Origin of the sequence: Amycolatopsis sp. lyj-112 (assembly GCF_046549055.1) — a bacterium.
In the GTDB taxonomy this organism is placed as follows: Bacteria; Actinomycetota; Actinomycetes; order Mycobacteriales; family Pseudonocardiaceae; genus Amycolatopsis.
The window spans coordinates 173,585-199,469 of record NZ_JAJPWS010000003.1 but is presented as its reverse complement, the minus strand read 5'-3'; the positions used below and the strand labels follow the sequence as shown (position 1 = coordinate 199,469).

The following is a 25,885-nucleotide window of genomic DNA, read 5'->3' as shown; positions in this document are numbered from 1 at the left end:
CGCAGCCTAGCTACTCGACGGTCACTTCGCGTGTGGCGTAGGCAACGTCCTGCCTAGAGGGCGGCCCTGACCAATCCGGACTCGTAAGCCGCGATCACCAGCTGCGCCCGGTCCCGTGCGGCGAGTTTGTGCAGCAGGTGGCCGATATGCGTCTTGACCGTCGCCAGCCCGAGGTGCAGCGTGCCCGCGATCTCGTCGTTCGACAGCCCGCGCGCGATCAGCCCCAGCACTTCCCGTTCGCGTGCGGTGATGCTGTCGAGTGACGCGGCGACGCGCTGGCCGGGTTCGGGCAGCCGCGCGAACTCCGCGATAAGGCGGCGCGTGATCGATGGCGCGAGAAGCCCCTCGCCCGCCGAGACGACCCTGATCGCGGACAGCAGTTCGGCCGGCGGAGTGTCCTTAAGCAGGAACCCGCTCGCGCCCGCGCGAAGCGCCGAATAGACGTAGGCGTCGAGGTCGAAGGTCGTCAGGATCAGCACGTGGACGCCTTCGGTGGCGGCCGACGCGCAGATCCGCCGGGTCGCCTCGATCCCGTCCATCTCCGGCATGCGGACGTCCATCAGCACGACGTCGGGGCGTTCCTTTTCGGCCAGTTCCAGCGCTTCCGCGCCGTTGCCTGCTTCGCCGACGACCTCGAGGTCCGGCGCGCTGTCGACCAGGACACGGAAACTGCCGCGCAGCAGTGCCTGATCGTCGGCGATGAGCACGCGGATCATCGCGTCACCACTCCTTCACCGGCGTACGGCAAGCGCGCGTACACCCGGAATCCCCCAGCGGGCAGTGGTCCCGCTTCGAAGTCACCACCGTAGACCGCGACCCGTTCCCGCATCCCGATCAAGCCGTGCCCACCGCTGACCTGCATCGTGCTTTCGCCGCGCCCGTCGTCGACGATCTCCACGCTGACCTCCCCTTCGCCGTCGGTGATCGCGACCCGGCAGGTCGACGGCCCTGCGTGTTTCACGACGTTGGTCACGGCCTCCTGCGTGATGCGGTACACCGAAAGGGCGACACCTTCGGGCAGGCCGTCCAGTCCCTCGCCGGTCAGGTCGACGCGGACCCCGGCCTGGCCGGCGCGTTCGGCGAGCGTCCGCAGATCGGCGAGTTTCGGTGCGGGGCCGAGCGTTGCTTCGGGCGTGCCGTCGCTGGAGCGAAGGACGCCGAGCATCCGCCGGAGTTCGACGAGGGTTTCGCGGCTGGTGAGTTCGATGACCCGCAACGCTTCCCGCGCTTCTTCGGGTTGTTCTCCCGCGACGTGGTTGCCCACCGCGGCCTTCACGGCGATCAGGCTCATGCTGTGCGCGACGACGTCGTGCATTTCGCGCGCGATGCGCAGCCTTTCCTCGGAAACCGCCTGATCGGCCTGGGCTTCGGCGAGCTGTGAGAGGTTCGCCTGTCGCTGCCGCGCCATCCAGCCCAGTGCCCACGAACCCGCCAGCCCGCCACCCGCGAAGGCGGTCGAAGCGAGGGTGCTGGGCCCGAGCTGCAGGAATTCGAGGAAGCAGACGACGACAAGGCCGGCGCCCATCGCGATGAGCGAGCGGGCACGCGGGTGTTCCAGCGCCACGGTGTAGAGGGCGGACGCGGTGGCCAAAGCGGCCGCCGGGCCCATGCCGCCGCCCGCGAGCGAGGCGGGCATCAAGGTGACCAGCGCGAGGCAGTAGGCCGCGATCGGCTGGTGCCTCCGCAGCACGATCGCGACCGCGAAGGCGGCGATCGCGGCCCAGGCGAGCCACACCGGGATCGCGACGGTGAACGTCCACGTCTTCGCGACGAGGTTCCCGCCGACGGCCACCACGAGCACCAGCGCGACGAGCACGTCGATGATGTGCGACACCCGGTTCGGGAGCACCGACGGCTGATTCATACGGCGAACCTAGCCGGGCGGGTCGCTTTCGCGCGTCCGTCCGGCGGAGGTCATCCCCAGGGTGGAGATCAGGCGCCGCGCAGCGCGGTGACGGCGCCGGCGAGGTCGGGATCACCGCCGGCCTTGTCCAGGGCCGCCGCCAGTACCGCACGATAGGTCGGCTCGGTTTCGGCGTGCCGTTTCCGGCCTTCGCTCGTGATGCACGTGTACACGCCGCGGCGGTCGTTTTCGCAGGGGTCGCGCTCGGTCATGCCACCGTCTTCGAGACGGACGACCATGCGGCTCACGGAACTCTGGTTGAGCCCGATCGCCTCGGCGAGTTCCTGCATGCGCAGGACGCCTTTCTCGGTGGCGGCCAGTTTGCCGAGCGCGCGGTACTCGGACAGGCCGAGTCCGTGCCGGCGCTGCAACGCCTTCGCGAGTTCTTGCTCGATGCGCCCGTGCAGGGCGACGGCGCGGCCCCATGCCAGTTCGTCGGTCATGGCGACCTCCTTGCTTCGTCCTTGACAGCAGTTTACATGCAGTGACAGCATCTGCTTGCACATGCATATACTTTGAAATCACTCTGGAGGAGATGGCGATGACCGACGATCGAAGCTTCCTGTTCCTGCTCGGGAGCGCCCGGGCGGGCGGCAACACGGAGATGCTGGCGAGGCGGGCGGCGAAGGAGCTTCCTCGCGGTGTCCGCCAGCGGTGGATCCGGACGTCCGAGGTGCCGTTGGAGCCGTTCGTCGACCGCAAACATGACGGCGTGGACTTCGTCCCGCCCGCCGGGAACGAGCGCTTGCTGTTCGACGCGACCGACGCCGCCACGGATCTGGTGATCGCGTCGCCGGTGTACTGGTACAGCGTTTCGGCGTCGGTCAAGGTGTACCTCGATCATTGGGCCGGCTGGCTGGACCAGCCGGAACTCCGGTTCAAGGAGCAGATGCGCGGTAAGACCTTGTGGGGCGTGAGCGCGCTCGCCGAGCGCCCGGAACAGGCGGATCCGCTGATCGACACGCTGCGCAAAACCGCCGTATACCTGGGAATGCGCTGGGGCGGGCACTTGGTCGGCAACGGGAGCCGTCCGGGCGACGTCCTGCTCGACGAAGGCGCGCTCAAGGCTGCCGAGACCTTCTTCGCCGGCGCCGATCTCGTGCGCGCCTGACCTCAAGCCGTGTGGACGCCGATCCCGCCGCGGCCGGGCGCGAGGTGGTCGCGCAGCACGAGATCCTCGTCGTAGTCGCCGTCGTTCTGCCGTCGGAACGGGATCGGGTCGCGAGTGGACAGGGTGCGCAGACGTTCGCGCAGCGCCTCGGCGGCGTCGGCGTACTGCTCGGGGGAGACGCGGTCCGCGCCGCAGACCGTCAACGGGGGAAGGACGGACATTCCGGCGTACCACAGGGTTCCGTGCTGAAGAGGGAACAGCAGATCGTTGATCTCGCCGTTCACGCCGCGTGGTCCGATCGTGGCGTCCGGGGCGCCCGCGGTCAGCAGGACCATGGCACGTTTCCCGGCCAGTGCGCCTTCGCCGTACCGCAGTGTGTGGCCGTCCGGATGCCGGACGCCGTAAGCGAAACCCTTGACGAAAACGCGGTCGAACCAGCCCTTGAGGATCGCGGGCATGCCGTACCACCACAGCGGGAACTGGAAGATCACCGTGTCCGCCCAGGCCAGTTTCTCGTGCTCCGCCAGGATGTCGTCGCTCAGTTCGCCGGAGTGATAGGCGTCCTTCGACGTCGCGCCGACGATGAGCCGCTCTTCGCCGGCGGCGGAGCCGAAGTCGTCCGCGTCGACGACGGGCTTCCATTTCATCGCGTACAGGTCGGATTCGCGTACCTCCGCGCCCAGTTCGCGGAGTGTGCGCACCCCTTCGTCGCGCAGCGCGCCGCCGAGGGAGCGGGGTTCCGGGTGGGCGTAGATCCACAACACGTTCATGTACCCAAGGTCTCGCGGTCCGTCCGCCGAATCGAGTGGCTCGATGGCCAACATGTGCAAGAATCCAGCCATGGGCTACTTCGAGCATCCGGGCCGCCATCGGGTCGCCGTGCTGGTCCGCCACGGAATGCTGGTGATGGAGCTGGGGATCGTCATCCGGCTGTTCGGCACGGCGAAGTCAGCCGACGGCGAGTCGCTCTACGAGGTCCTGACCTGCAGTCCCGAGCCGGGGCAGATCCGGACCGACGCTGACGTGACCATCGCTGTCCCGCTCGGGCCGGAGGTGCTGGCCGAGGCCGACACCGTGGTCATCCCCGCGTCGTCCACCGAGTACGAGCCCACCGGGCAGGACCTCACCGAACCGCTCGCGCGGGCGCTCGAACTGATCCGGCCGGACGTCAGGATCGCGTCGATCTGCACGGGCGCGTTCGTTCTCGCCGCCGCCGGTCTCCTCGATGGACGGCGCGCGACCACGCACTGGCGCTCGGCCCTGGATTTCCAGGCGAAGTTCCCGAAGGTCGACCTCGATCCCAACGTGCTCTACACCGACGACGGGAACGTGCTGACCGCCGCGGGCGTCGCGTCCGGCATCGACCTCTGCCTGCACATGATCCGGTGCGACCACGGTGCCGCGGTCGCGAACGAGGTCGCGCGGGGAACGGTCGTCTCGCCGCACCGGGAGGGCGGGCAGGCGCAGTTCATCCGCCGTCCGGTGCCGGAACCGCAGTCCGCGTCGACCGCGGCGGCGCGGGCCTGGGCGCTGGAGAACCTCGGCCGTCCGCTGACGCTGCGCGAGCTTGCCGCGCGAGAAGCGATGAGCACGAGGACGTTCACCAGGCGTTTTCGCGACGAAGTCGGGGTTTCCGCGCTGCAGTGGCTGACCCAGCAGCGGGTCGAACGGGCCCGGCAACTGCTCGAAGAAACCGACCTGCCGGTGGACAAGGTCGCCGCCGACGCCGGCTTCGGCACGGCCGCGTCGCTGCGCCAGCATCTGCAGGCCGCGCTGGGCGTTTCACCGAGCGCGTACCGGAACACCTTCCGCGAAGCCGTCTAGTCCTCTACGCGTTTAGTCCTCTACTTGCGTCGTGATCACCAGGGAAAGAGACGACCGGAGCGCTGACCAACTGGTAACTTACCCGGAAATCAGTTCCGGAGGTGGTCAGTGAAGGCCCTCAAGTTCGCTGAGCGAGTGCTGTTCGGCGCCGCCGCGATCGGCACGGTGTATTCGGCCAGGACCGAAAACCGGCGGTTGCAACTGGCGACCAAACCGTTCGCGGTCCCGGTACTCGCCGCCCGGGTCGCGCGGTCGCGAGGGCTGGCTTCGGGTGAGAAGGGGCTCCTTGTCGCCGCGTTGGTCGCGGCCGGCGCGGGCGACCACTTCATGGCCAGGTCGGACGAAAACCGGCAGCTCATCAGGGGTGCGACCTCGTTCGGCGTGATGCAGGTGCTGTACTCCGCGCTTCTGTGGCGGCGCGGCGCGCGCCCCCGTGCGGCGACCGCGCCTCCCCGGCTCGCGGCCTGGGCGGCGGCCGCCGTCGCGATGGTGCTTCCGAAGCCGTCGCCGGTGTCGTCGGTGCTCTCGGTGTACGGCGGTTTGCTGAGTGCGACGTCGACTCTCGCGGCCGATCCGGTGCTGGCGCCGGGCGCTCGGGTGTCGGGCGGGATGGTGGTCCCGTCGGGTGACCGCCGGACCTGGATCGCCGCCGGCGCGCTGCTGTTCTCCGCGTCGGACCTGGCGATCCTGATCCGCCGCAACTTCGTCACCAGTGAGCGCACGCGGGCGAATCTCGAGACTTTCGTGCTGACGTCGTACCTCGCCTCGCAGTGGCTGCTGGTCGAGGGCATGACCGCGGAGGACTAGAAAGTTAAGCGTTTACTTGACTATTGCTCGGCGTGGGTAGATAGTTAAGCATGTGCCTAACCAACGCGTGGATCAGGTGTTCAAGGCGCTCTCCGATGGGAGTCGCCGCGAAATGATCGAGCGGCTCACTCGGGGACCCGCCTCGGTGGGCGAGCTCGCTCAGCCGTTGTCGATGTCGTTGCCTGCCGTGATGCAGCACCTCCAGGTGCTCGAGGCCTGCGGGCTGGTCCGGTCCGAGAAGGCGGGGCGCGTGCGCACCTGCCACCTCGAACCGGACGGCCTGCGGATGGCCGAGGACTGGCTCGGCGGGCAGCGCACCGGCTGGGAGCACCGGCTCGATCGCCTTGGTGACTTTCTGAACTCCGATGAAGGGAAACGATCATGACCGTCAAACACGCCACTTTCACCCTCGAACGCGTCTACCCCGTATCGCCTGAGCGAGTCTTCGCCGCGTGGTCCGATCCCGCCGCGAAAGCCGGCTGGTTCACCGTGGCCGGCGGCGAGCATTCCCTGGACTTCCGCGTCGGCGGCCGCGAGGTCACCAGCGGCCCTCCCGGGGACGGGCCGCGGATGACCTTCGAAACGCGGTACGAGGACATCGCCGAAAACGAGCGGATCGTCTACGCGTCGACGCTCTCCGCGGACGACCTCCTGTCGACCGTGTCGGTCACGACGGTGTTGATCGAGGCCGAGGCCGAAGGCACCCGGCTGACGCTGATCGAACAAGGCACCTTCCTCGACGGGCACGAGGAACCCGGCTGGCGGGAACAGGGGACAGGTTGCTGGCTCGACGACCTGGGCACCGCGCTGACGAAGTAGTTTTCGGCAGTATGAAGGCATGCTGACCGCTGAGATGATCGTCGACAGCCGTGTCCCTGCCGCACCGGCGCTGGCGCCGGACGGGCGCCGCGTCGCCTACCAGGTGTCGACCGTCGCCCAGGGAACGCCCGAGATCTGGCTCGCCGACGTCGACGGCGCCGAAAAACCCCGGAAACTGGCCGAGGGCTCCTCGCCGAAATGGTCACCGGACTCCGCGACCCTCTACTTCCTCAGTGACGGACGGCTTTTCCGGCACGCCGAGGGCGAGCCGGAACTGGTGATCGGCTGGGGAAGCGAGATCACCGGATATCTTCCGTTGCGCGAACAGGTCGTGTTCATCGCCGAGGACGAGGTACCCGTCCCGGCCATCCGGGTCTGGAGTGAGAGCGCGCGCCCCGCGCGGCTACGGATCCTGGACCTGCGAACCGGCGAAATCAGGACACTCACCGAAGACCACGTCGTCGACGTCGCGCGCCGTCCGGACGACGGGATGCTCGCGCTGCTCACCTGGCCCACTCCGGAGCTCGACCCCGGCGGCCTGGAACCGCGCCTTTCCTTGCTGGATCCGGAAAGCGGCGCATCCCGCGACCTCGGGAAGACGGCGGTCGAAGCGATCAGTCCCGTTTGGTGGCAGGACCACGACGGCTGGCACATCGCTTATCGCGCAACTCTGGGCCTCGTCGGCGGTTGGGCGATCTTCGATGTCGCCGTGGAAGAAGGTGAGCACCGAAACCTGACCGAGGGCATGAGCGCGTGCCCGACCCGGCTCGTCCAGGTCGATTCCGGTGCTCCGCTGATGCTCGTCGCGGACGGGCTCGACACGGCACTCCATCGGCTCGGTTCCGGCGAAGTGTCGTTCTGGCGCGGGCAAGCCGACGCGGTGAGTTCGAACGGCGAAGTCGTCGCCGTCGTCCTGAGCACGGCGCACCGGCCGAAGGATGTCCACTGTGGACTCTTGGGCGGAGAGCTGTCGCAAGTCAGCGACGTCGCGCCAGAATTCGGTGCACTGCCGTGGGGATCGCAGGAACGCTTGTCCTACCAGACGTCCGACGGCCTGGCCTTGGACGGCCTGCTGGTCCTCCCGCCGGGAAAGACCAGGGAAGACGGGCCTTTCTCGCTGGTCACGATGGCGCACGGCGGTCCCTATGACCGGCACGCGGACCGCTTCATGCTCAACTGGTATCCCTCCGCGCAGTGGCTCGCGCACGCCGGGCACGCCGTCTTCCTGCCGAACCCGCGTGGCGGGCAAGGCCACGGGCCCGAGTTCGCCGCGAGCGTCGGTGGCCGGGTCGGGTTGGAGGAATGGAGCGATCTCCAGACCGGGATCGATCTCCTGGTCGGCGAAGGAGTGGCGGATCCGGAGCGGCTGGGGATCGAGGGTTGGAGTCATGGCGGCTTCACCACGGCCTGGGCAGTCGGGCAGACCGGCCGGTTCAAAGCGGCGTTGATGGGCGCCGGAATCTGCGACTGGGGAATGCTCGCCGCGACCGGGGAACTCGGTCCCTTCGAGGCCGCGCTCGGCGGAAGCGTCGGCTGGGAAGGGACCGGGCCGCACCGGCACGATCAGCTCAGCCCGATCTCGTACGTGTCGCAGATCGAAACCCCCGTGCTGATCGTGCACGGTGCGGACGACACGAACGTCCCGTTGTCCCAGGCGGAATTCTTCCACCGCGCGCTTCGCCACTTCGGCGTCGAACACGACCTCGTCGTCTATCCCGGCGAAGGCCACCGCATCAGAGAACGCGATCACCAGCTGGACCTGCTCCGCCGCACACGAGAGTGGTTCGCCCGCCTGCTTTGAGGGCAGGTCAGGACCAGTCGGCCTGTGGCTCTCCGGGGAGGTGCGTGCCGAAGGTCCACTCGTAACCTTCGAGGTCGTCGACGCGGCAGCGGTAGTTGCCCCATTCGGTATTCGCGGGCTCCCAGACCGCCGTCGCGCCGGCTTCGATGGCCGAGGCGAAGACGGCGTCGACGGCCTTCTGCGTCGGAAGGCTGACGTAGAGCCCGTGGCCGACGGTGTCGCCCTTTCGTGTCGCGCGGTCGTAGTCCTCCTCCGCGCTGAACACGACGATGGCGACGCCGCCGAGCCGCAGTTCGGCATGCTGGATCAGGCCCTTTTCGTCGGCATACTCCGCGGTCGTCTCGAAGCCGAAGGCGCGTTCGAGCCACCGGAGCGCCTTCGGTGCGTCGTGGTAGGCGAGGTAGGTGTGGAGGGAGGCCGGGCGTTCCGTGGTTTCGGTCATGGGCAGAGCTTCGCAACCATCGCGGACAACTACCGCCCTCGATTCCTGGTGGTTTCGACGAACTCGGCCCGATCACCAGATCAGGCGGAGACCGAGCACGGTGATCAGCACGCTGGACGCGAGTGCCGTGATCAGCCGTCCGCGACGTCCGGTGAGCGCTTTACCGAGTACCGCGCCCCCACCGGCGAGGAACAGTTGCCAGCTGGCGGAGGCCGCGAACGCCGCGATCACGAAAACCGTGTTCTCCGCGCCGGTCGCCACGGCCGTTTCCTCACTGCCGAGCACGAGCGCGGCGAAGTAGACCACCGTCGTCGGGTTCAGCAGCGTGATCCCGAGCAGGCTCACGTAAGCCTTCAGCGGTCCGATCGCGACCGGCTTCGCGACGTCGGCCTCGGCGGAGTCGCGGAAAGTGCGTACTCCGGTGATCCCGATATGGAGGGCCAGCCCGAGCAGCACCACCACCGACACCCAGCGCAGCGGAACGGCGATCGGCTGGATCACCGGGATGAGCCGGCTGCCGCCGAGTACCGCGACCAGCGCGTAGAGACCGTCCGCCGTCGCGACACCGAGTGCGGCGTAGGCGCCGATCTTGAGCCCGGATCGAGCCGTCAGCACCACCAGATAAGTCGCGACCGCACCCACGGGAATGGCGATGCCATATCCGGCGAGCAGGCCCGCGACGAGCGCGGCGCTCACGGTCGGACAGGTGTCGGCCTCCGACCGGTCCCGGCCTGCTGCTGCACCCGCACCCGTCGGGAGACGGAGGGCGTCGGCAGGAAGGTGATGGTCGTCGTCATGTGCTGAAGGATGCGAACGAGCGGCCCCGCGCGCAACACATTTACGGGTCGTGAGTGATTTGGGCCGTTAGAACGACCCGAATCACTCACGACAACCCGACGCCGGTCGTCTGCAGAACGGCGTCCAGGTCGGCCAGCAGCCGGGCCTTCGGGCGGGCGCCGACCGTCGTCCACACGGGGCCGCCGTCCCGGAAGAGAATCAGCGTCGGCAGCGACATGACCTGATAGGTCCTCGCCGTCAGAGGGTTTTCGTCGCTGTTGAGTTTGCGGATGATCAGCGTGTCGGCGCGTTCCTCGGCGATCGCGGTGAGCACCGGCACGATCATGTGGCAAGGCGGGCACCATTGCGCCCAGAAGTCCACCAGGACGGGCTTTTCCTGGTTCAGGACCAGTTCTTGGAAGGTCTCATCGGTGACGGAAGAAAGGGGCGACATTCAGGACTCCTCGTTTCGCGGCGTGACGACGCACGGACCCGGCGGCGTCTTCAGCGCACCTGCCAATTTGGCCAGCAGGCTTGCCCGCACTTCGTTGAGGCTTGCCAGACAGGTGTCCACCTCGGCGAGTTTGCGTTGGTAGACCTCGATCGAATCGGCGCACGAATCGCCGGTCTCATGGCCGGCGCGCAGGCAGGCGACGAACGGCCTGGTGTCGTCGAGGCTGAGCCCGACCGCTTGAAGCGTCAGGATCTCGTTGACCAGACGGTAGTCGTCCTCGTCGTACTCCCGATATCCGTTCGCCGAGCGCCGTGTGTCGAGAAGTCCCTGTGACTCATAGAAACGCAGCGCACGGGTGGTGGTTCCGGTGCGCGCGGCCAGTTCGCCGATCCGCATGCTTCGAGCGTAAACCTTGCCCTTGGCGTCAAGGCAAAGGCGAAAATCATCCGTCGAGATCGACCCGGATGGTGAGAAGGTCCGTGCCGATCGCCTGCACCGCGGCGCTGTTGAGCCTGGGCAAGGCCTTCAGCCGGGCACGGGGGTCGTCGTCCGGCATCAGGTGAGCGGTGCCGGTGTGCCACTGGCCCTTGATCCGGACCCGGACTCGCGGATCGGCCTGGATGTTGCGGACGTACTGCGACTTCTCGCCGAACTCCGAGACGATCCAGAACTCGCGTCCCACCCGGCGTCCGCCGATCGGGGTCTGCCGGGGTACCCCGGACTTGCGGCCGGTGGTCTCGACGATCGCCTGGTTCGGCACCCGGCGGAGGATCGGGTTGCCCACGTGCCGCTGGAAGGTCGTGGCGACCCGGTGCTTGATCTCGTGAAAGCGCGACATCCGGTTCCTGATCCTTGCGCTGGACGAAGGTGATGGTCGAAGTCAAGACTGCCTGATCGCTACCCTCGGCTCATGGTGAACGAGTCCGACGTGGACCTGGGGGACGGGACCACACTGCACACGTACGACACGGGTGGCAATGGTCCGGTGGTCTTCTGGCACCACGGCACGCCGAACATCGGTGCTCCGCCGGTGCCCCTTTTCGCCGCTTCCGATCGGCTCGGTCTTCGCTGGGTGTCCTACGACCGGCCCAGCTACGGCGGCTCGACGCCACGCCCTGGCCGGGACGTCGCGTCGGCGGCGTCCGATGTCGCGAAGATCGCCGACGCGCTGGAAATCGAGAGGTTCGCGGTTTTCGGGCATTCCGGCGGCGGTCCGCACGCGCTCGCGTGCGCGGCTTTGCTGCCGGAGCGGGTGTCGGCGGTGGTCGACGTCGCCGGTCTTGCGCCGTTCGACAGCGAAGGGCTCGACTGGTTCGAGGGGATGAATTCCGCGGGAGCCGGGTCTCTGAAGGCCGCCGCCGCGGGCCGGGCGGCGAAGGAGAAGCACGAGGCATCGGCCGAGTACGGCCTCCAGATGTTCACTCGTGCGGATCACGCGGCTTTGGTGGGTACCTGGCAATGGATCAGCGAGGTCGTCGGACCCGCTATCGCGGGCGGGCCGGACGGGCTGATCGACGACGATGTCGCTTATGTGACGCCGTGGGGGTTCCGGCCATCCGACGTCGAGGCCCCGGTTCTGCTGCTACACGGAGGCGAGGACCGGATCGTGCCGATCGCCCACAGCGAGTGGCTCGCACGTGAGTGCCGAGCGGCGGAATTGCGGGCATACCCCCGGGACGGGCACATCTCCGTCCTCAATCACGGGGAGTCCGCTCTCGAGTGGCTGATGGACCACGTGTGACACAGGGGGCGCGGATGCCGCGAAAGCCACTTTCAGGGCATCAGACGCCCTGAAAGTGGCTTTCGCGGCATGCTTGTCCTGTCATCGAGGCCACAAAGCCCCGGCCCTCACTAAGCCGAGGGGCGCCCGGCGCCGGCGTAGTCGTCACCCTTCGAGTGATACGTGTGGATCTGGATCGCCTGGCCCTGGGTGGGCGCGTTGATCATCAGCCCGTTCCCGAGGTACAGCCCGACGTGGTGGATCCGCGTCGCCGGGTTCCCGTAGAACACGAGGTCGCCGAGTTTCGGTTCCTGTCCACCGGCCACCTGCGGCAACGCGCGGAACTGGCTGTCCGCGGTCCGCGGCAGGCCGACACCGGCGTCGTCGTAGGACGCCTTGGTCAGTCCGGAGCAGTCGAAGCCGGCGGCGCCCGCGTCCGGGCCGTTGCCGCCCCAGACGTACGGGAGGCCCAGCTGGCCCAGCGCGAACCGGGTCGCCCGCACCGCGGGGCTCGAAGACCGTGCCGGGTCGAGCGAGAGCGTCGCGAACAGCTGGGCATTGCCCAGAACGCGCTGCCGGAACAGCTCGGCCTCGTTGCCCTTGCCGCCCGGGTACCCGGCGATGGCCTTCCACCAGCCGTTGCCGCCGCCGAGGTCGGCTCCGGAGGCGCACAGGGCACGTCCGGCGGCGACCGAAGCGGAGTCGAGGTCGGAGAGTGCGGGCTTCGCGATCCCGGGGATCGACGTCCCGTGCTTCTTCCACTGCTGCGCCGAGAGGCCGAGCGGGTTGTCGCCGCCGCGCCCGTGATTCGAGCTCGCCGCGCCGACACCGGCCAGCGTGACCCAGGAAAGGTGACACTTCGGCTGCTCGCCGCGCAGCGCGAGTTCGCCGTTCGCGTAGCCGATCAACGCCTTCGCCGGGATGTCGAGCGGCCCGGAGAGCTTGGTGGCCCACTCTTCGAGCGGCCGGACGCCCTTCGGTGTCTCCTGCGCCTGGACGGGCGCGCTGACTTCGAGGACCGACGGGCCCGCGCCACCCCCGACGGTGGCCGGATCCTGGTTGGCGGCGGGAAGGGGAACCGGCTGGGTGCCGACAGCGGGCGTCGGGTCGTTGCCGCCCGCGAGCAGCCAGCCCGCCGTGGCGAGCCCGGCGACCAGCGGGAGTGCGACCAGACTTCGCATCGCCACGCCATGTGCCCACGACTTCTTGGGTTGGCTGGTATCGGGCGCGCTCGAAGCGGGCTCGGGCTCAGTCACGCCGTCCAGGTTATTGGAGACCACCTCTGGGTAACGAGCGGACGCCTTGCACGTTAGGGGGACTCTCATATTCTGGACAAATGAGTGAGACGGGAGCGCTCGACGCCGAGCGTCTGAGTGCCGCGCTGTCCGGCCGGTACGCCGCGATCGAGGTCGTGGCGAGTACCGGGTCCACCAACGCCGACCTGCGGGAATCCGCTGCGAAGGGGGCCAAGGACCGCTCTGTGCTGATCGCCGAAGAGCAGACGGCGGGCGTCGGCCGTCGCGCCCGGCAGTGGTCTTCGCCGAAGGGCTCCGGGCTGTACGTCAGCGTTTTGCTGCGTCCGCGCGAGGTCCCGTTCGCCAATTTGGGCTCACTTTCCGTCGTCGCGGGCCTCGCCGTGCGGGAGGTCGCCGCCGGTTTGGGTGTCGACGCCGTCCTCAAGTGGCCGAACGACGTCCTGGCCGGGCCGGAGCGCGCCAAATGCGCGGGCATCCTGGCCGAGGCGATCGCCGGGGACGAGGCCACCGTGGTCCTGGGCATCGGCCTGAACGTGCTGCCGCTCGGCGAGAGCGTCCCGGCCGGGGCCGGTGGCCTGCCCGCGACCTCGCTGGCCGAACAGGGGGCGAACGAGACGGATCGCGGCGAAATCGCCGTGCGGCTGCTCTCCGGATTCGACGAACTCGAGCGCCGCTGGCGGCTCGCCGGCGGCTCGCTGGCCGAGGCGGGCCTGCTCGGCGACTACCGGCGGCAGTGCGCCACGCTGGGCCAGGACGTCGAGGTGCAGCTGCCCGACGGCTCGGCGCTGACCGGCCGCGCCGCTGACATCGACCCCGCCGGTCAGCTGCAGGTCGACGTGCCCGGTGGCGAGCGGTACACGGTGTTCGCCGGAGACGTCGTCCACGTGCGGCCCGCCAAGGCTTGATCCGGTAAGTCTCGATTTACGGTGTCCGGTCTTCCGGCGGAGCGGTTCGCCGGTACGGTGAGCTGACCAGCGTCGAACACACTTTGGGAGCGTCCGTCGTGGCCTATCCGGACGATTTGCTCAGCGAAAACGAGCACGTCGTGGTGCACAGTCACCCACATTTCAAGATGCTGATCTTCCCCGTCATCACGCTGATCATCACCCTCGGCGTGGGTATCTGGCTGGGCATCCTGGCGAAGGACGCGACGGCCCCTTGGGACCTGATCTCGTTGATCGCGGTCGGCGCGGTCGGGCTCGGCCTCGTCGTGTGGCTCTTCCTGGCGCCGTTCGTCCGCTGGCGCACGACGCATTTCATCGTGACCACGGACAGGCTTATCGCGAGGGAAGGCGTGATCAAGCGGACCGGGATCGACATCCCGTTGTCGCGGATCAACAGCGTCCAGTTCGAGCACGGACTGCTGGACCGCGTCTTCGGCTGCGGCACGCTGGTGATCGAGTCCGCTTCGGACGAACCGCTGAAGTTCGACGACATCCCCAAGGTCGAGCGGGTTCACACGGTCATCTACCGCGAAGTCAACGACAACCCGTATGACGACTACGTGCAGCCGCCCGGCGGCGCGGGGGCACCGCAGCAGACCGAACCTCTTCCGCCGCAGGGGCCTCCGCCGCGCGGAAACCGTCGTCGCTGATGGGCACGCGAGAGCTGGGGTTGCCCGATCGCGTTCCGTCCGCCGCGGCGCTGCCGGAGCGCGTGACGATCTGGGAGGTCGGCCCGCGCGACGGCCTGCAGAACGAGAAGTCGATCGTTCCGGTCGAGGTGAAGCTCGAATTCCTCGACAAGCTCGCCGGGGCGGGCCTGACCACGCTCGAAGCGACGAGTTTCGTGAGCCCGAAATGGGTCCCGCAGCTCGCCGACGCCGAGCAGTTGCTGGCCGGGCTCAATCGCCGCGACGGTGTCCGCTATCCGGTGCTCGTCCCGAACGAGCGCGGGCTGGACAGGGCGCTGAAGGCCGGGGTTTCGCATATCGCGATCTTCGCCAGCGCCACCGAGACCTTCGCCAAGAAGAACCTCAACTCGACCGTCGACGACCAGTTCGCGATGTTCGAGCCGGTCGTCACCCGGGCACGGGCCGAAGGTCTCGACGTCCGCGGGTACGTGTCGATGTGCTTCGGCGATCCTTGGGAGGGCGCCGTTCCGGCCGAGCAGGTCGCCGGAGTCGGTAAGCGCCTGCTGGACCTGGGGTGCTCGCAGCTTTCCCTCGGCGACACGATCGGCGTCGCCACGGCGGGCCAGGTCGAGGCGCTGATCGGGCAGTTCTCCGACGTCTCCGCGCTCGCCGTCCATTTTCACGACACGTACGGCCAGGCGCTGGCGAACACCTTGGCGGCACTTCGCTGCGGTGTGTCCACTGTGGACTCGTCCGCGGGCGGCCTCGGCGGTTGCCCGTACGCCGAATCGGCCACCGGCAACCTCGCCACCGAAGACCTCGTGTGGATGCTCGACGGTCTCGGCGTCGAAACCGGTGTCGACCTCGACGCGCTCGTCGCGACGAGCAAGTGGATGGCGGGCAAGCTCGGCAGGCCCAGTCCGTCCAGGGTGGTCAACGCACTCGCAGGCCGCGATTAGTCCTCTAGTCGCGGTTCTTGCGCGTGCAACTACCGCAACCAGAGGACTACTTGCGGGGTTTCGGGTATCCGCCAACGCGAACGCCGTTCGGCGATAAGGTCGTAACGCGCCGGTACCGCTCGGGAGCGGCGCGTGTCCTACTTCGCCGGGGAGGTGTGGTGACCGATCCGAGCGAAGCCGGAACCGGCCCGGTGCGGCTGCCCGCTCAGTACGAGGGCGGCTTCGACGACTCCCCGACTCCGCCTCACGGGACACGTGTTCCCTACGCGCCTTCGCCGTGGCCAGCCGCGATGGCACCGTTCCGGCAACCGCCGCCTCCGCCGGCCGCCCCGCCCTTGCCGGTCGCTCCGCCGCCGATGGGCGCCTTGCGGACCGAGCGGGAGAGCGTGATCGCGCTGTTCCTCGTGCACATGTTCCCGATCGGGCACCTTCCGGTCGCGATGTCCAAGCCCGCGCGTCAGCTTTCGCTCCCAAAAGACGCCGGTTACGGCCCACTGGACCATCCCGAAGCGGCCGTACTGGACGACGTGGAAGCGTTGTCGTATGTCAGCGGCGGTTTCCGGCGCTCGCCGACGTCGCCGCCCGCCGTCCCGCCCGAGGCGTTGATCAGGGGGCACGACCCGTGGGGCGGAGAGCGGGGAGAGGACTGGGACCACCGGTTCTTCGGCGAGAACGGGTACTTGTGGCCGCCGGGTGAGCTCTTCCCCGAGGGCGGTATCGACCCGGCGACGCCGGTGATGCTCGAAATCGACGCCTTCATCGACCGGTTCGGAGACCCGCACGGCCGGGTGTTCGCCGAGGACGGGACGCTGTACTCGATGCGGTCACTGCCACCGGACCAGGTCGCCGCGTACCGGCGTTATCGCGTGGTGCGGCCGCTTCCGGTCTGGCGGTCGGTGAACGCCGAGTGGTTCGGGCAGCCGGGCGGCGGGGTGCGCTACCGCGCCGTGCTGGGCGCGGATGAACTCGTCACGCTGGGCTACCTGGCGGACATCACAGGGGAGGTTCGGTGAACACGGGGACGATCCTGCGGTGGCTGGCCGCGATGGGCGTGCCGCCCGAGGTGGTCTCGGTCGGCGCGGAGGCGGACAACGCCTGGTGTCTCATGCGCACCGACGGGGAAGACACCGAAGTCGCCGCCTGGGAAGTGTTCTGGCGCGAGCAGGGGAACCGGTACGACTGGGCGCGGTTCACCAGCGAACAGGTCGCCTGCCACTACCTTTTCGGACGCCTGGCCTGGTCCCAGGTCGCCCGCGGCGCTGTCGGCCTGCTGCCCGGCGCGAAGTAAAGCGCGTGAAGGGGGCCTTCACGCGACATCAGCGCTTCAGGATGGCGAGGACCTCGTCGTGGAGCAGGCCGTTCGTCGACAGCGCCGAGCCGTTGTCGTAGCGCCCTTCACCGGAAAGGTCGGTGAACCGCCCGCCTGCCTCGGTGATCAGCACCTGGGCGGCGGCGACGTCCCACGGGTTCACGATGCACTCCGCGGTGACGTCGAGCGCTCCCTCGGCGACCAGGCAGTGGTGCCAGAAGTCGCCGAAAGCGCGGCTTTCCCAGCACGCGTCGACCAGGTCGAGGTACTTCTCCCGCGAGTGGTACTTGACCCACGAATTCAGGTCCGTTGTGGACAGATACGCGTCTTCGAGCGACGCGACCTTCGACACCGAAAGCCGTCGCTCACCGGCCGAGTCGCTCATCCAGGCACCGTCTCCGGTGGCGGCCCACCAGCGGCGGCCGAGCAGCGGCGCGCTCATCAGGCCCACCACCGGCGTGCCGTCTTCGACCAGTGCGATCAGCGTCGCCCAGACCGGGACACCGCGCAGGAAGTTCTTCGTTCCGTCGATCGGGTCGAGCACCCAGGCCCGGCCGGTCGAGGCCGAACCGCCGCGTTCCTCACCCAGGACGGCGTCGTCCGGACGTTCTGTGGCGAGGATCGCCCGGATCGCGTCTTCGACCGCGGTGTCCGCGTCGGTGACCGGCGTCCGGTCCGGTTTGCGTTCCACGGCCAGGTCCAGCGCGCGAAACCGGTCAGTGGTGATCGCGTCGGCGGCGTCAGCCAGCCGGGTGGCGAGTTCCAGATCATTCCCGTAGCCAGGCACGGTCACGATGGTTTCACGCCCGGCAGCCGTAGAGTCGACCAGGTGAGCATGGTGCTACTCGCCGAGGACGACCCGGCCATCGCGGATCCGCTTTCGCGCGCCCTTCAGCGGGAGGGATACGAAGTCCGCGTCGTCGGCGACGGTCCGGCCGCGCTCGACGCGACCGAGAGCGACAAGGTCGATCTCCTTGTCCTCGATCTCGGCCTGCCCGGGATGGACGGTCTTGAGGTGTGCCGCCGTCTTCGCGCCAGCGGGACCGAGGTGCCGGTGCTGATGCTCACCGCGCGCACGGACGAGGTCGACTTCGTGGTCGGGCTCGACGCGGGCGCCGACGACTACGTCGCGAAGCCGTTCCGCCTCGCCGAACTCCTGGCCCGCATCCGCGCGCTGCTCCGCCGCCGGGCACCCGAGGTGCTCGAAGCCGGGGGAGTGCGGATGGACCTGGGCGCCCGGATGGTCACCGTGGATCTGCACGAGGTCCAGCTGGCGAACAAGGAGTTCGAACTGCTGCGGGTGCTGATGAGCCGCGCCGGTCAGGTGGTCAGCCGCGACGAAATCCTCGCCGAGGTGTGGAACGACCTCGAATCGAAGACTTCGAAGACGCTCGACATGCACATGTCGTGGCTTCGCCGGAAGCTCGCGATAGCAGCGGACGAAGCGGCGGGCCGGGCGGGTAAATCCGGCGGGAACGGCGACGGCGAACGGCGGATCGCCACGGTTCGCGGCGTCGGTTTCCGCTTCAACGCGGAATAGCATGCGCCGACGCATCCTCCTGGCGATCCTGCTCGCCGTCGCGGTCACCGCGGCGGTGCTGGGCATCCCGCTCGGGATCACCGCCTGGCAGCTGGTCGAGAACCTCAACCGGGAGAACCTCGCTTCCGCGGCCCGCGGGATCGCGGCGACGCTGGACAACGAGATCGCGAACGGCCAGCCGATCGACCTCGACCAGGTGCGGGTGGCCGTGCCGCCGGGTGGGCTGCTGACCGTCCGCGCGGAAGGCCAGATCGAGAAGCGCTACGGCTCCGACCCAGGCAGCGACATCGTCTCCGAAAAGGTGCCGATCGCGCTGCACGGCGAGGTCGAGCTGTCCATCCCCGCCGGGCCGATGCGCACCCGGCAGACGCAGGTGACCCTGCTCGTGGTGCTGCTGGTCGTGCTGTCGGTGGGCACCGGCACGGTGGTCGCGACGGTGACCGCGCGCCGGCTCGCGAAACCGCTGAGACACGTCGCCGATCGCGCGGTCAAACTCGGTGGAGGCGACTTCCGGCCGGATCCGAAGCGCTACGGCGTCGGCGAACTCGACATGGTCGCCGAGGCGCTCGACGCGTCCGGTTCGGCGCTCGCGCAGCTCGTCCAGCGGGAACGCCAGCTCGTCGGCGACGTCTCCCATCAGCTGCGAAGCCGGCTGACGGCCTTGCAGCTGAGGCTCGAACCGCTCACCGTCCACCCCGACAAGGACGTCGTCGACGAGGCGAAGGCCGCGCAGGAACAGGCGGACCGGCTCGCCGGGGCGCTCGACGAACTGCTGGCCGCGGCCCGCGCGGCTCGCGAGGTCGGCGCGGAACCGGTGAACCTGCCGGAAGTGCTTCCCGCGGTTTCGGAGGAATGGCGGCAGTTGCTGCGGGCGGAAGGCAGGCACCTGCGGGTCCGCGTCAGCGAGGGGCTGAGGGCCAGGGCGACACCCGGCCGGCTGCGCGAGGTCGTCGGAGTGCTGCTCGACAACGCCCTGCGCCACGGAGCGGGCACGGTCACGATCGCCGCCCGTCGCGGCGACACGGACGGCACCGTCGTCGTCGAAGTCGCCGACACCGGCTCCGGCGTGCCCGACGAGCTGGCCCCGCATATTTTCGAACGCGGATTCTCCGGCGGCGGCTCGACCGGTGTCGGCCTCGCGCTCGCCCGCGCGCTCGTCGAGGCCGACGGCGGACGGCTGGAGTTGTCGAGCAAACAGCCCGCGATCTTCAGTCTCTTCCTGAAGGTCCCCCGCCCGGGCGATGTGGCCGAAGTGCGTTGGCCCGCCGAGCGGGTCCCGCGCTAAGACCTCCCGAAGAACGTCCCGATCGGGCAATGCTGCCGGAGCGCGCCGACCTAACGTCAGGCTGTGCATGCGACGGCGTTCCGTTATCGCCCACCGGCGAATCCGGTGGCCACGGCGACCGCCGAGATCGGCAAGGTGACGGTTTCGGTGCGCTTGTCCTTCGACGGCGACCTGTACGCGTGCCGCCGTCCGCCGGGTGCGCTGGAGCGAGTGGAGGCCGAAGCGCTGGATCTGCTGTCGAAAGGCCTGTTCGTCAGCGGGATCGACACGCCGGTCCCGACCGTCACCGGAGCGGCGGGACACCGGTTCGTTCAGGAACGCGCGGAGTTCCGGCCGCCGGACCGCTGGGTCTACCGCGGCACCTGCGGGGTCGGCGCCGGCCGGAACGGGCTGACCTTGACCGGTGTGCTCGGCTACCGCCTCGAAGTACGCGCGGCCTGGAGCCGCAGGGCGGGCGCCTGCGACCCGCCGGCGTCGGCGGACGAATGGTGCGACTGCTTCGGCGCGCAACTGGCGTCGATCGGCGGGGTCGTCTTGCGTCGCGCCTCGCTGCTCAGCCTCGGGGGTACTCCGCTGTGACCGTGACGACGAACGCCGCGCGGGCGGGCAGGCCGAGGCTGACCCAAAGCCCGGTCGGATCGGTTTCGCCGAGGGCGAGCCGCAGCGGCTGTGCGTCGGCCATCAGGAACTCGGTGCCGAGCAGCACTTGAAGCGACCGGTCGAGCAGGGTGTGCTCGTCCCGGACCTTGTCCGCTCGCGCGGTGACCAGATAGGACAGTTCGCACTTCTTTCCCCGCACGGCGCCGGTCGCGGGACCGGCGCCGTGCAGGGCGAAGAGGAACAGGTCGACGCTCGATACCTGCGTCTCGGTCTGCCAGGTGGGTTTCGGCGGATCCAGCCGGACCAGCGTCCCCTCCGGCAGATGAGGCGCGATGAGCAGGCACAGGGCCTCGTCGACCTGCGTGATCACGGCGTCAGATCAGCCCCTCACGCAGCGCGTAAGCCACCGCGTGCGAGCGGTTCCGCAACTGGAACCGGTTGGTGACGTCGTGCAGGATGCTCTTCACGGTGCGCTGCGAATAGCAGAGCTGGTCGGCGATCTCCTGCGTCGAGAACCCCGACGCGACCAGCTTGAGCACCTCGGTCTCGCGGCTGCTCATGCCGCCGAAGTGCAGCCCGCGCGGCTGCAGGACCTGCCGCTGTAACCGGGAAACCCGGTGCAACAGCCTGCCGAGCAGATCGGGCGGGAGCGCGCCCTCACCGGCGGCGGCCGCCTTGATCAGCCGGACCATCACGTCGGCCCCGGCTTCCGAGCGGCGGGCGACCGCGCAGACGCCGTGCTCGATGGCGCTGAGGATCTCGTTGTCGTCGACTTCGCCCGCGATGAGCACGATGCGGGTGTAACCCTGGTGGTGCAGCGCGGACAGCAGCTGTGTCATGGCTTCGTCAAGGCGGTCGGTGACCAGAAGGGCCACCATGGTCGGCTCGGCGGTCTCCCCGTCCACCAGCCAGACGTCGTCATGGGAGCGGAGCGTCATGCAGACGCCGTTGTGCAGGATCGGATCGGTGGCGCGAACGACCACCGGTGTCCGGTTCGGTTCGAACATGTGATTCCCATTCCCCTCGAACGGTGCGAGGGTCCCACCCCTCGCACTGCTCACCCTGCCGGGTGAGGTGTCCCGGGCGCATGGGACTCGTGTCCCGACATTGCCCGAAAAGCCGCCCTAAGTGGGGTGTTCAAAACTTCAACGACCAGCTGTCGTTTCAGCGGCCTGCTTTTCAACGACCTGCTTTTCAACGACCCAGCCCGGCTTCGCGGGCGAGCACGATCGCTTCGGCGCGGTCGGCGACGTGAAGTTTGCTGAAGACGTTGGAAATGTGGTTCCGCACGGTTTTCGGGCTGAGGCACAGGGTGTTGGCGATGACGGTGTTGCTGTGGCCGCCGGCGATGAGCGAAAGGACCTCTCGTTCGCGGACGGTCAGTTCCGGGAACACCGTGTCCCTGCTCGGCGGGGCGTGGTTGAAGAAGCCGAGAACGCGCGTCGCGATGTCGGGCCCGAAGATCGCTTCGCGCCTCGCGACCGCATGGACGGCGCGGATGATCTCGTCGGGCTCCGCGTCCTTCAGCAGATATCCGCGGGCTCCGGCGCGCATCGCGGAGAAGACGGACTCGCTTTCGTCCGCCATCGTCAGCATGAGCACGCCGACGCCGGGCTGTTCGGCGACGATGTGCCGGGTCGCTTCGGCGCCGCTGATATCGGGCAGGTGCAGGTCCATCACCACGACGTCGGGTTTGAGGGCGGCCGCGGCGCTGATCGCGTTCGCTCCGCTCGCGGCCTCGCCGACCACCTCGATCCGCGGTTCCGCGGCGAGCAGCGTGCACACCCCGAACCGGAACAACGGATGGTCGTCGACCACGAGCACGCGAAGGCGTTCGTTCATATGGTCTCCCCCTGTCTCCCCGAGCCGGACGCTAGCGAGAGGGCCCGTCGCGGACAACGAGCGGTCCGGACAGCGGACCCCGTCGGGAATAAACGCTTGATGAGTGTGGCGTATCGAGGGGATCAGCCCAAGTCCTTAACGGGTCGATCACCCGCTCGCTCACCCTTTCGGCCCAAGCGGGGAGCAAGGGACCTTTGCTCTCGCTCGCTTAGCCAGGCTAAGTAAGCGGTAGCAAAGGTCCCTTGCTTCCTTTCCGCAGGTCAGGCGAAAGCGGCGGCGTGCTCGCGAGCCCAGTCGGCGAACGTCAGCGGCGCCCGGCCGAGGAGTTCGCGAATGGTGTCGAAGACGATCTCCTCGTTCCCGGCGGATTGGCGCTTGAGCTCGAAGAGCCCGTCGATCGACGAAGCGGGCCAGCCGAACCCGAGCATCCGGGCTCGTGCGTCGGCTTCGGGCTCTTCGACGTAGGTCAGCCGTCGGCCGAGGGCGGTGCCGAGGATCTCGACCTGTTGCCGGGTCGTGAGTGCTTCGCCGCCGGTGATCGGGTAAGTCTTGCCCGCGTGCCCGTCGGTGGTCAGCACGGTCGCGGCGACTTCGGCGATGTCGCGGACGTGCACCAGCGCGGACGCCGGATCTCCCTCGGGAACACGGATGACGCCGTCACCGCGGACGGAGTGCAGCCACGCGAAGCGGTTGTCCATGAACGTGCCGGGACGCAGGATCGTCCAGTCCGGCCCCGCGTCGCGCACGACCTGTTCGGCCGCGGTGTGCACCAGGGTGACCGGATCGGTCTGTCCGAAGTGGACACCCGTGGTGGAGAGCTTGACCAGCCGGGCGACGCCGGTGGCCGCCTTGACCACGGCACGTTCCTGCGCGAGCCCGTCCGAGCCGTGCCCGGAGGTCAGGATGAAAACGCTGTCGACACCGTCGAGGAGCGCGGGGTCGAAGGCGTCGAGATCACCGGCGACGACTTCGGCACGCGGGTCGATGCGGGCACGGGCGGGGTCGCGGGTCAGGGCCCGGACGCGGGCGCCCTTGTCCAGCAGCGCGGGGACGAGTTCGCGGCCGATTTTGCCGGTGGAACCGAGTACGAGGATCATCGAAGAACTCCTTCAGTGGTGACGCCGCAAGGCGACGCGAGGCAGGAAGAGGGAAGCAGCGAGGCCGATCGCGAGGGCGGGGATCATCGCCCAGAACACGCCGTTGAGCGCGGAGGCGTAGCCACCGGGACTGTCGGTGCCGAACGAATTCGTGAACACCACGCCGAAAACGGTCAGACCGGCAGTGGTGCCGAAAGAGCGAAGGAAGCCGACGGTCGCTGAGACAGCGCCGAGGTCGGTCCTGGCGACGCTGTTCTGGGCGGCCATGGAAAGCACCTGCATGTTGAGCCCGGCCGCCGCGCCGAACACCGTGAGATAAGTGACGACGAGCGGCAGGGGAGTGAGTTCGTCCATTGTGGACATCGCGAACGCGGCGACGAGGCCGAGGGTCATGCTGAGGATCGGCGCCCAGCGATAGGCGCCGGTCTTGGCGATGATCTTGCCCGCGACCATTGACGACGCGGCGACCGCGAGCGTCATCGGGACCAGCAGGAGCCCGGCCTGTGAAGGTCCGGCGCCGCCCGCGGTCTGCAGGAAAAGCGCCAGATAGTTGACCGAGCCCAAGAAGACGAATCCGGCGGCGACGCTGGCCAGAACGCTCAAGCTGAACATCTTCACGCGGAACAGGCGGAGCGGAATGATCGGCTCGGCGGCGCGGCGCTCGATGACCAGGAAGGCGACGAGAAGTACCGCGCCGATCGACGCGGACAGCGGTGTCGCCAGGGTCAGGCCGACGATCGCGCCGGAGAGCACGACGATGCCGGCGACGTCGAACGGTGCGTTCTTGCGACGTCGTTCGAGGTGCAGGAATCGCGCGACGATGACGAACGCGACCAGGCCGATCGGCAGGTTGACCAGGAAGATCGACCGCCAGCCGGCGAGATCGGTCAGCACGCCGCCGACGACCGGACCGGCGAGCGACGAACCGGCGAAACAGATCGAGAACCAAGCGAAATAGCGGGCGCCGTCGCGACCCGGGAACAGTTCGCCGATGATCGCGGCGACGGCGACGAACAGGCCCCCGGAGCCGATGCCCTGCAGGGCGCGGGCGGCGATCAGCAGCGGCATCGTCGGGGCGAGCGCGCAGGCGAGGGAGCCGAGGACGAAGAGCGCGATCGCGACGAGAACGACGCGTTTGCGGCCGAAGAGGTCCCCGAGTTTTCCGTAGACCGGCGCGCTGACGCTGCCGGCCAGCAGGTACACGGTGGTGACCCAGGCGAACGACGAGGCGCCGCCCAGTTCGCCGACCATGCGCGGCAGGGCGGTCGCGACGACCTGGCCGTCGAGCATCGCGAGGAACACGGCGGCGAAAAGGCCCACGAGGGCAAGGGTGTTTCGGGCGCGTGGAGGCGCGCCGAGAGTGGTGCTCAAGAGAGAGATCCGTTCACTGGAAGAAAGCGGGCGAACGCGAGGGACACAGGACGCTGCCTTCGAAAGGCGGCCCTGGATCCCCGCCAAGACGGGAAAAGGCTCAACCGTCATCCGAACCGGATGCGGTCCTCTTCGCGCTTGGCGATCACCTCGAATTCGTCCCGCTCGGCCGTACGAACCCGGCCGGCGTCATCAGTGAAGGAACGTTGACATGGATGACTCTAAACAATCACATGTCTTTTGACAAGTACTTATCGGAGGGGGACGACTTCATCGTCCTCGTCCGACTCGTCGCTGTCCCGGCGGCGCTTGCCCAGCTCATCCGGGAAGACCCACTTCTTGAATCCCCAGAAGCGGAAGAACATCGCCAGGAGCATGCCGATGATCGACCCGCTCGTGAAGTCCGCGAACTCCTGGACGAACCGCGTCACATGGGGCACTTCGAGGTCGAAGATGTACCGCGACGTGTAGAGCGGGATCAGGTTGACCACCACGGCTATCCCGCTGATCACGAAGAAGAGCGCCGCCTCGTGATGCCGCTCGCGGCCGCCGCGGGTCCGGAAGGACCATTCACGGTTGAGGATGTAGGAGACGATCGTCGCGACGATGATCGCGATCGCCTTCGCCGTAGTCGGTTTCGGCTCCAGCACGGTGAGCTTCAGCAGGTACCAGACACCGTTGTCGACCAGGAACGTCGTACCGCCCACGATCCCGAACTTCAACAGTTCGCGGTGCTTGATCAGCACGGATCGGAGCGGCTCCGGCGTCCGGGACAGGACTGTTTCGACCACGGTCACTCGGTCAGTCTAATTCGCGCGGGGGAGTGAACGGGCTGGCAGGGGCATAGCCAGAGCGTTATATGACGCTTTGGGTGATTCGGGGAAGCGGGTCAGGCGGCGCGGTCGTCGCGGACGTCGGCAGAGCGCCGCCCGCCGCCCCGGACCAGCCGCGGCCGCGCGCCGGCCTCCGGGAAGACCCACTTCTTGAACGCCCACCAGCGGAACACCGTGCCCAGCAGCGTCCCGACGACCACGCCGCTGACGAAGTCCGCGATCTCCTGTGTGAGCAGCCCGACGTGCGGCTGCTCCAGCCCGAGCACATACCGCGACACCAGTTGCGGAAGCGCGTTGAGCCCGAGCGCGATCGCGCTCAGCAGGAAGAAGAGCGTGGCCTCATAGCGCCGCTCACGGCCGCCACGGGTGCGAAAGGACCATTCACGGTTGGCCACGTACGAGAAAACGGTCGCGACCAGCACGCCGATCATCAGCGCGGTCACCGGTTTGTCGGTCAGCACGGTGAACTTCAGCCCGTACGTGATCGTCATCGTGATGACGAAACTCGCGCCCCCGACCACGGCGAATCGCAGCAGTTCACGGTGTTTCCCCAGCATGGGGG

The 25,885-nt window shown here is 68.4% G+C and carries 33 protein-coding genes; 15 read left to right on the top strand and 18 right to left on the bottom strand.

Annotation, left to right across the window (positions count from 1 at the left end; all coding sequences use genetic code 11):
* Positions 1–53: 53 nt before the first annotated feature.
* The 3 genes from ACLJRL_RS12920 to ACLJRL_RS12910 all read right to left on the bottom strand — a co-directional run bounded on the left by ACLJRL_RS12920 (position 54) and on the right by ACLJRL_RS12910 (position 2,346).
* A complete protein-coding gene (locus ACLJRL_RS12920) occupies positions 54–716 on the bottom strand; it encodes a response regulator (RefSeq protein WP_410656371.1) in 663 nt (220 codons plus the stop codon).
* Positions 713–1,864 (bottom strand): sensor histidine kinase, encoded by a 1,152-nt coding sequence (locus tag ACLJRL_RS12915; RefSeq protein WP_410656370.1) that lies wholly within the window; start codon positions 1,862–1,864, stop codon positions 713–715. Before ACLJRL_RS12915 ends, ACLJRL_RS12920 begins: the two co-directional genes overlap by 4 nt.
* Before the next feature lie 68 nt (positions 1,865–1,932).
* Entirely contained in the window at positions 1,933–2,346 is a 414-nt protein-coding gene (locus ACLJRL_RS12910; protein WP_410656369.1) for a MarR family winged helix-turn-helix transcriptional regulator, read from the bottom strand.
* 98 nt (positions 2,347–2,444) lie between these two features.
* On the opposite strand from ACLJRL_RS12910, the gene ACLJRL_RS12905 reads away from it, so the two are divergent.
* Complete coding sequence (locus ACLJRL_RS12905) at positions 2,445–3,014, top strand: flavodoxin family protein (RefSeq protein WP_410656368.1); 570 nt, start codon at positions 2,445–2,447, stop codon at positions 3,012–3,014.
* Positions 3,015–3,016: 2 nt separating this feature from the next.
* Here the strand turns inward: ACLJRL_RS12905 and ACLJRL_RS12900 are convergent, their stop codons facing one another.
* Positions 3,017–3,784 (bottom strand): NAD(P)H-dependent oxidoreductase, encoded by a 768-nt coding sequence (locus ACLJRL_RS12900; RefSeq protein WP_410656367.1) that lies wholly within the window; start codon positions 3,782–3,784, stop codon positions 3,017–3,019.
* Between the two features lie 43 nt (positions 3,785–3,827).
* On the opposite strand from ACLJRL_RS12900, the gene ACLJRL_RS12895 reads away from it, so the two are divergent.
* The 5 genes from ACLJRL_RS12895 to ACLJRL_RS12875 all read left to right on the top strand — a co-directional run bounded on the left by ACLJRL_RS12895 (position 3,828) and on the right by ACLJRL_RS12875 (position 8,265).
* Entirely contained in the window at positions 3,828–4,838 is a 1,011-nt protein-coding gene (locus ACLJRL_RS12895; RefSeq protein ID WP_410656366.1) for a GlxA family transcriptional regulator, read from the top strand.
* 108 nt (positions 4,839–4,946) lie between these two features.
* Positions 4,947–5,645 (top strand): lysoplasmalogenase family protein, encoded by a 699-nt coding sequence (locus tag ACLJRL_RS12890; protein WP_410656365.1) that lies wholly within the window; start codon positions 4,947–4,949, stop codon positions 5,643–5,645.
* Positions 5,646–5,712: 67 nt separating this feature from the next.
* The gene (locus ACLJRL_RS12885) at positions 5,713–6,030 is read left to right on the top strand and encodes an ArsR/SmtB family transcription factor (protein WP_410656909.1); all 318 of its coding nucleotides are present in this window, start codon (positions 5,713–5,715) and stop codon (positions 6,028–6,030) included.
* Positions 6,027–6,464 (top strand): SRPBCC family protein, encoded by a 438-nt coding sequence (locus ACLJRL_RS12880; RefSeq protein ID WP_410656364.1) that lies wholly within the window; start codon positions 6,027–6,029, stop codon positions 6,462–6,464. The genes ACLJRL_RS12885 and ACLJRL_RS12880 overlap by 4 nt, the downstream gene beginning before the upstream one ends.
* Positions 6,465–6,483: 19 nt before the next feature.
* On the top strand, positions 6,484–8,265 hold the full coding sequence (locus ACLJRL_RS12875) for a prolyl oligopeptidase family serine peptidase (protein WP_410656363.1): 1,782 nt from the start codon (positions 6,484–6,486) through the stop codon (positions 8,263–8,265).
* A gap of 7 nt (positions 8,266–8,272) precedes the next feature.
* On the opposite strand, the gene ACLJRL_RS12870 is transcribed toward ACLJRL_RS12875, so the two are convergent.
* From ACLJRL_RS12870 to ACLJRL_RS12850, 5 genes are all read right to left on the bottom strand, one after another.
* Positions 8,273–8,707: a VOC family protein gene (locus ACLJRL_RS12870; RefSeq protein ID WP_410656362.1), complete on the bottom strand. Its 435-nt coding sequence runs from the start codon at positions 8,705–8,707 to the stop codon at positions 8,273–8,275.
* A gap of 72 nt (positions 8,708–8,779) precedes the next feature.
* Positions 8,780–9,403: a LysE/ArgO family amino acid transporter gene (locus tag ACLJRL_RS12865; protein ID WP_410656361.1), complete on the bottom strand. Its 624-nt coding sequence runs from the start codon at positions 9,401–9,403 to the stop codon at positions 8,780–8,782.
* A 187-nt stretch (positions 9,404–9,590) separates the two neighbouring features.
* Entirely contained in the window at positions 9,591–9,938 is a 348-nt protein-coding gene (gene trxA, locus ACLJRL_RS12860) for a thioredoxin (RefSeq protein WP_410656360.1), read from the bottom strand.
* Positions 9,939–10,334: a MerR family transcriptional regulator gene (locus tag ACLJRL_RS12855; protein ID WP_410656359.1), complete on the bottom strand. Its 396-nt coding sequence runs from the start codon at positions 10,332–10,334 to the stop codon at positions 9,939–9,941.
* A gap of 46 nt (positions 10,335–10,380) precedes the next feature.
* Complete coding sequence (locus ACLJRL_RS12850) at positions 10,381–10,776, bottom strand: nitroreductase/quinone reductase family protein (protein WP_410656358.1); 396 nt, start codon at positions 10,774–10,776, stop codon at positions 10,381–10,383.
* Positions 10,777–10,848: 72 nt separating this feature from the next.
* Between ACLJRL_RS12850 and ACLJRL_RS12845 the strand changes: the two genes are divergently transcribed.
* Positions 10,849–11,679, top strand: coding sequence for an alpha/beta fold hydrolase (locus tag ACLJRL_RS12845; RefSeq protein ID WP_410656357.1), 831 nt, complete (start codon positions 10,849–10,851; stop codon positions 11,677–11,679).
* 110 nt (positions 11,680–11,789) lie between these two features.
* Here ACLJRL_RS12845 and ACLJRL_RS12840 read toward each other — a convergent pair whose 3' ends face one another.
* Entirely contained in the window at positions 11,790–12,914 is a 1,125-nt protein-coding gene (locus ACLJRL_RS12840) for a C40 family peptidase (RefSeq protein ID WP_410656356.1), read from the bottom strand.
* Between the two features lie 80 nt (positions 12,915–12,994).
* Here ACLJRL_RS12840 and ACLJRL_RS12835 point away from each other — a divergent pair, with 80 nt between their 5' ends.
* From ACLJRL_RS12835 to ACLJRL_RS12815, 5 genes are all read left to right on the top strand, one after another.
* Positions 12,995–13,819, top strand: a complete 825-nt coding sequence (locus ACLJRL_RS12835) for a biotin--[acetyl-CoA-carboxylase] ligase (RefSeq protein ID WP_410656355.1) — start codon at positions 12,995–12,997, stop codon at positions 13,817–13,819.
* A gap of 98 nt (positions 13,820–13,917) precedes the next feature.
* Positions 13,918–14,508 carry a PH domain-containing protein gene (locus ACLJRL_RS12830; RefSeq protein WP_410656354.1) on the top strand — a complete coding sequence of 197 codons (591 nt, stop codon included), beginning with the start codon at positions 13,918–13,920 and terminating at the stop codon, positions 14,506–14,508.
* A complete protein-coding gene (locus ACLJRL_RS12825; protein ID WP_410656353.1) occupies positions 14,508–15,446 on the top strand; it encodes a hydroxymethylglutaryl-CoA lyase in 939 nt (312 codons plus the stop codon). Before ACLJRL_RS12830 ends, ACLJRL_RS12825 begins: the two co-directional genes overlap by 1 nt.
* 158 nt (positions 15,447–15,604) lie before the next feature.
* Positions 15,605–16,459: a TNT domain-containing protein gene (locus tag ACLJRL_RS12820; protein WP_410656352.1), complete on the top strand. Its 855-nt coding sequence runs from the start codon at positions 15,605–15,607 to the stop codon at positions 16,457–16,459.
* On the top strand, positions 16,456–16,734 hold the full coding sequence (locus ACLJRL_RS12815; protein WP_410656351.1) for a hypothetical protein: 279 nt from the start codon (positions 16,456–16,458) through the stop codon (positions 16,732–16,734). The genes ACLJRL_RS12820 and ACLJRL_RS12815 overlap by 4 nt, the downstream gene beginning before the upstream one ends.
* A gap of 28 nt (positions 16,735–16,762) precedes the next feature.
* On the opposite strand, the gene hisN is transcribed toward ACLJRL_RS12815, so the two are convergent.
* Entirely contained in the window at positions 16,763–17,548 is a 786-nt protein-coding gene (gene hisN / locus ACLJRL_RS12810) for a histidinol-phosphatase (protein WP_410656350.1), read from the bottom strand.
* A 42-nt stretch (positions 17,549–17,590) separates the two neighbouring features.
* Here hisN and ACLJRL_RS12805 point away from each other — a divergent pair, with 42 nt between their 5' ends.
* The 3 genes from ACLJRL_RS12805 to ACLJRL_RS12795 all read left to right on the top strand — a co-directional run bounded on the left by ACLJRL_RS12805 (position 17,591) and on the right by ACLJRL_RS12795 (position 20,159).
* Positions 17,591–18,295, top strand: a complete 705-nt coding sequence (locus tag ACLJRL_RS12805; RefSeq protein ID WP_410656908.1) for a response regulator transcription factor — start codon at positions 17,591–17,593, stop codon at positions 18,293–18,295.
* A gap of 1 nt (position 18,296) precedes the next feature.
* On the top strand, positions 18,297–19,580 hold the full coding sequence (locus ACLJRL_RS12800; RefSeq protein ID WP_410656349.1) for an ATP-binding protein: 1,284 nt from the start codon (positions 18,297–18,299) through the stop codon (positions 19,578–19,580).
* A gap of 63 nt (positions 19,581–19,643) precedes the next feature.
* Positions 19,644–20,159: a hypothetical protein gene (locus tag ACLJRL_RS12795; RefSeq protein ID WP_410656348.1), complete on the top strand. Its 516-nt coding sequence runs from the start codon at positions 19,644–19,646 to the stop codon at positions 20,157–20,159.
* On the opposite strand, the gene ACLJRL_RS12790 is transcribed toward ACLJRL_RS12795, so the two are convergent.
* The 7 genes from ACLJRL_RS12790 to ACLJRL_RS12760 form a co-directional block, all read right to left on the bottom strand.
* Positions 20,134–20,550, bottom strand: coding sequence for a hypothetical protein (locus tag ACLJRL_RS12790; protein ID WP_410656347.1), 417 nt, complete (start codon positions 20,548–20,550; stop codon positions 20,134–20,136). The genes ACLJRL_RS12795 and ACLJRL_RS12790 overlap by 26 nt on opposite strands.
* 4 nt (positions 20,551–20,554) lie before the next feature.
* A complete protein-coding gene (locus ACLJRL_RS12785) occupies positions 20,555–21,187 on the bottom strand; it encodes a response regulator transcription factor (RefSeq protein WP_410656346.1) in 633 nt (210 codons plus the stop codon).
* A 187-nt stretch (positions 21,188–21,374) separates the two neighbouring features.
* Positions 21,375–22,022 carry a response regulator gene (locus ACLJRL_RS12780; protein ID WP_410656345.1) on the bottom strand — a complete coding sequence of 216 codons (648 nt, stop codon included), beginning with the start codon at positions 22,020–22,022 and terminating at the stop codon, positions 21,375–21,377.
* A 260-nt stretch (positions 22,023–22,282) separates the two neighbouring features.
* On the bottom strand, positions 22,283–23,119 hold the full coding sequence (locus tag ACLJRL_RS12775; RefSeq protein WP_410656344.1) for an NAD(P)H-binding protein: 837 nt from the start codon (positions 23,117–23,119) through the stop codon (positions 22,283–22,285).
* Positions 23,120–23,131: 12 nt separating this feature from the next.
* Positions 23,132–24,490, bottom strand: a complete 1,359-nt coding sequence (locus ACLJRL_RS12770; RefSeq protein WP_410656343.1) for an MDR family MFS transporter — start codon at positions 24,488–24,490, stop codon at positions 23,132–23,134.
* Between the two features lie 251 nt (positions 24,491–24,741).
* Positions 24,742–25,287 carry a GtrA family protein gene (locus tag ACLJRL_RS12765; RefSeq protein WP_410656342.1) on the bottom strand — a complete coding sequence of 182 codons (546 nt, stop codon included), beginning with the start codon at positions 25,285–25,287 and terminating at the stop codon, positions 24,742–24,744.
* Positions 25,288–25,379: 92 nt separating this feature from the next.
* Positions 25,380–25,880, bottom strand: a complete 501-nt coding sequence (locus tag ACLJRL_RS12760; RefSeq protein WP_410656341.1) for a GtrA family protein — start codon at positions 25,878–25,880, stop codon at positions 25,380–25,382.
* Between the last annotated feature and the right edge of the window lie 5 nt (positions 25,881–25,885).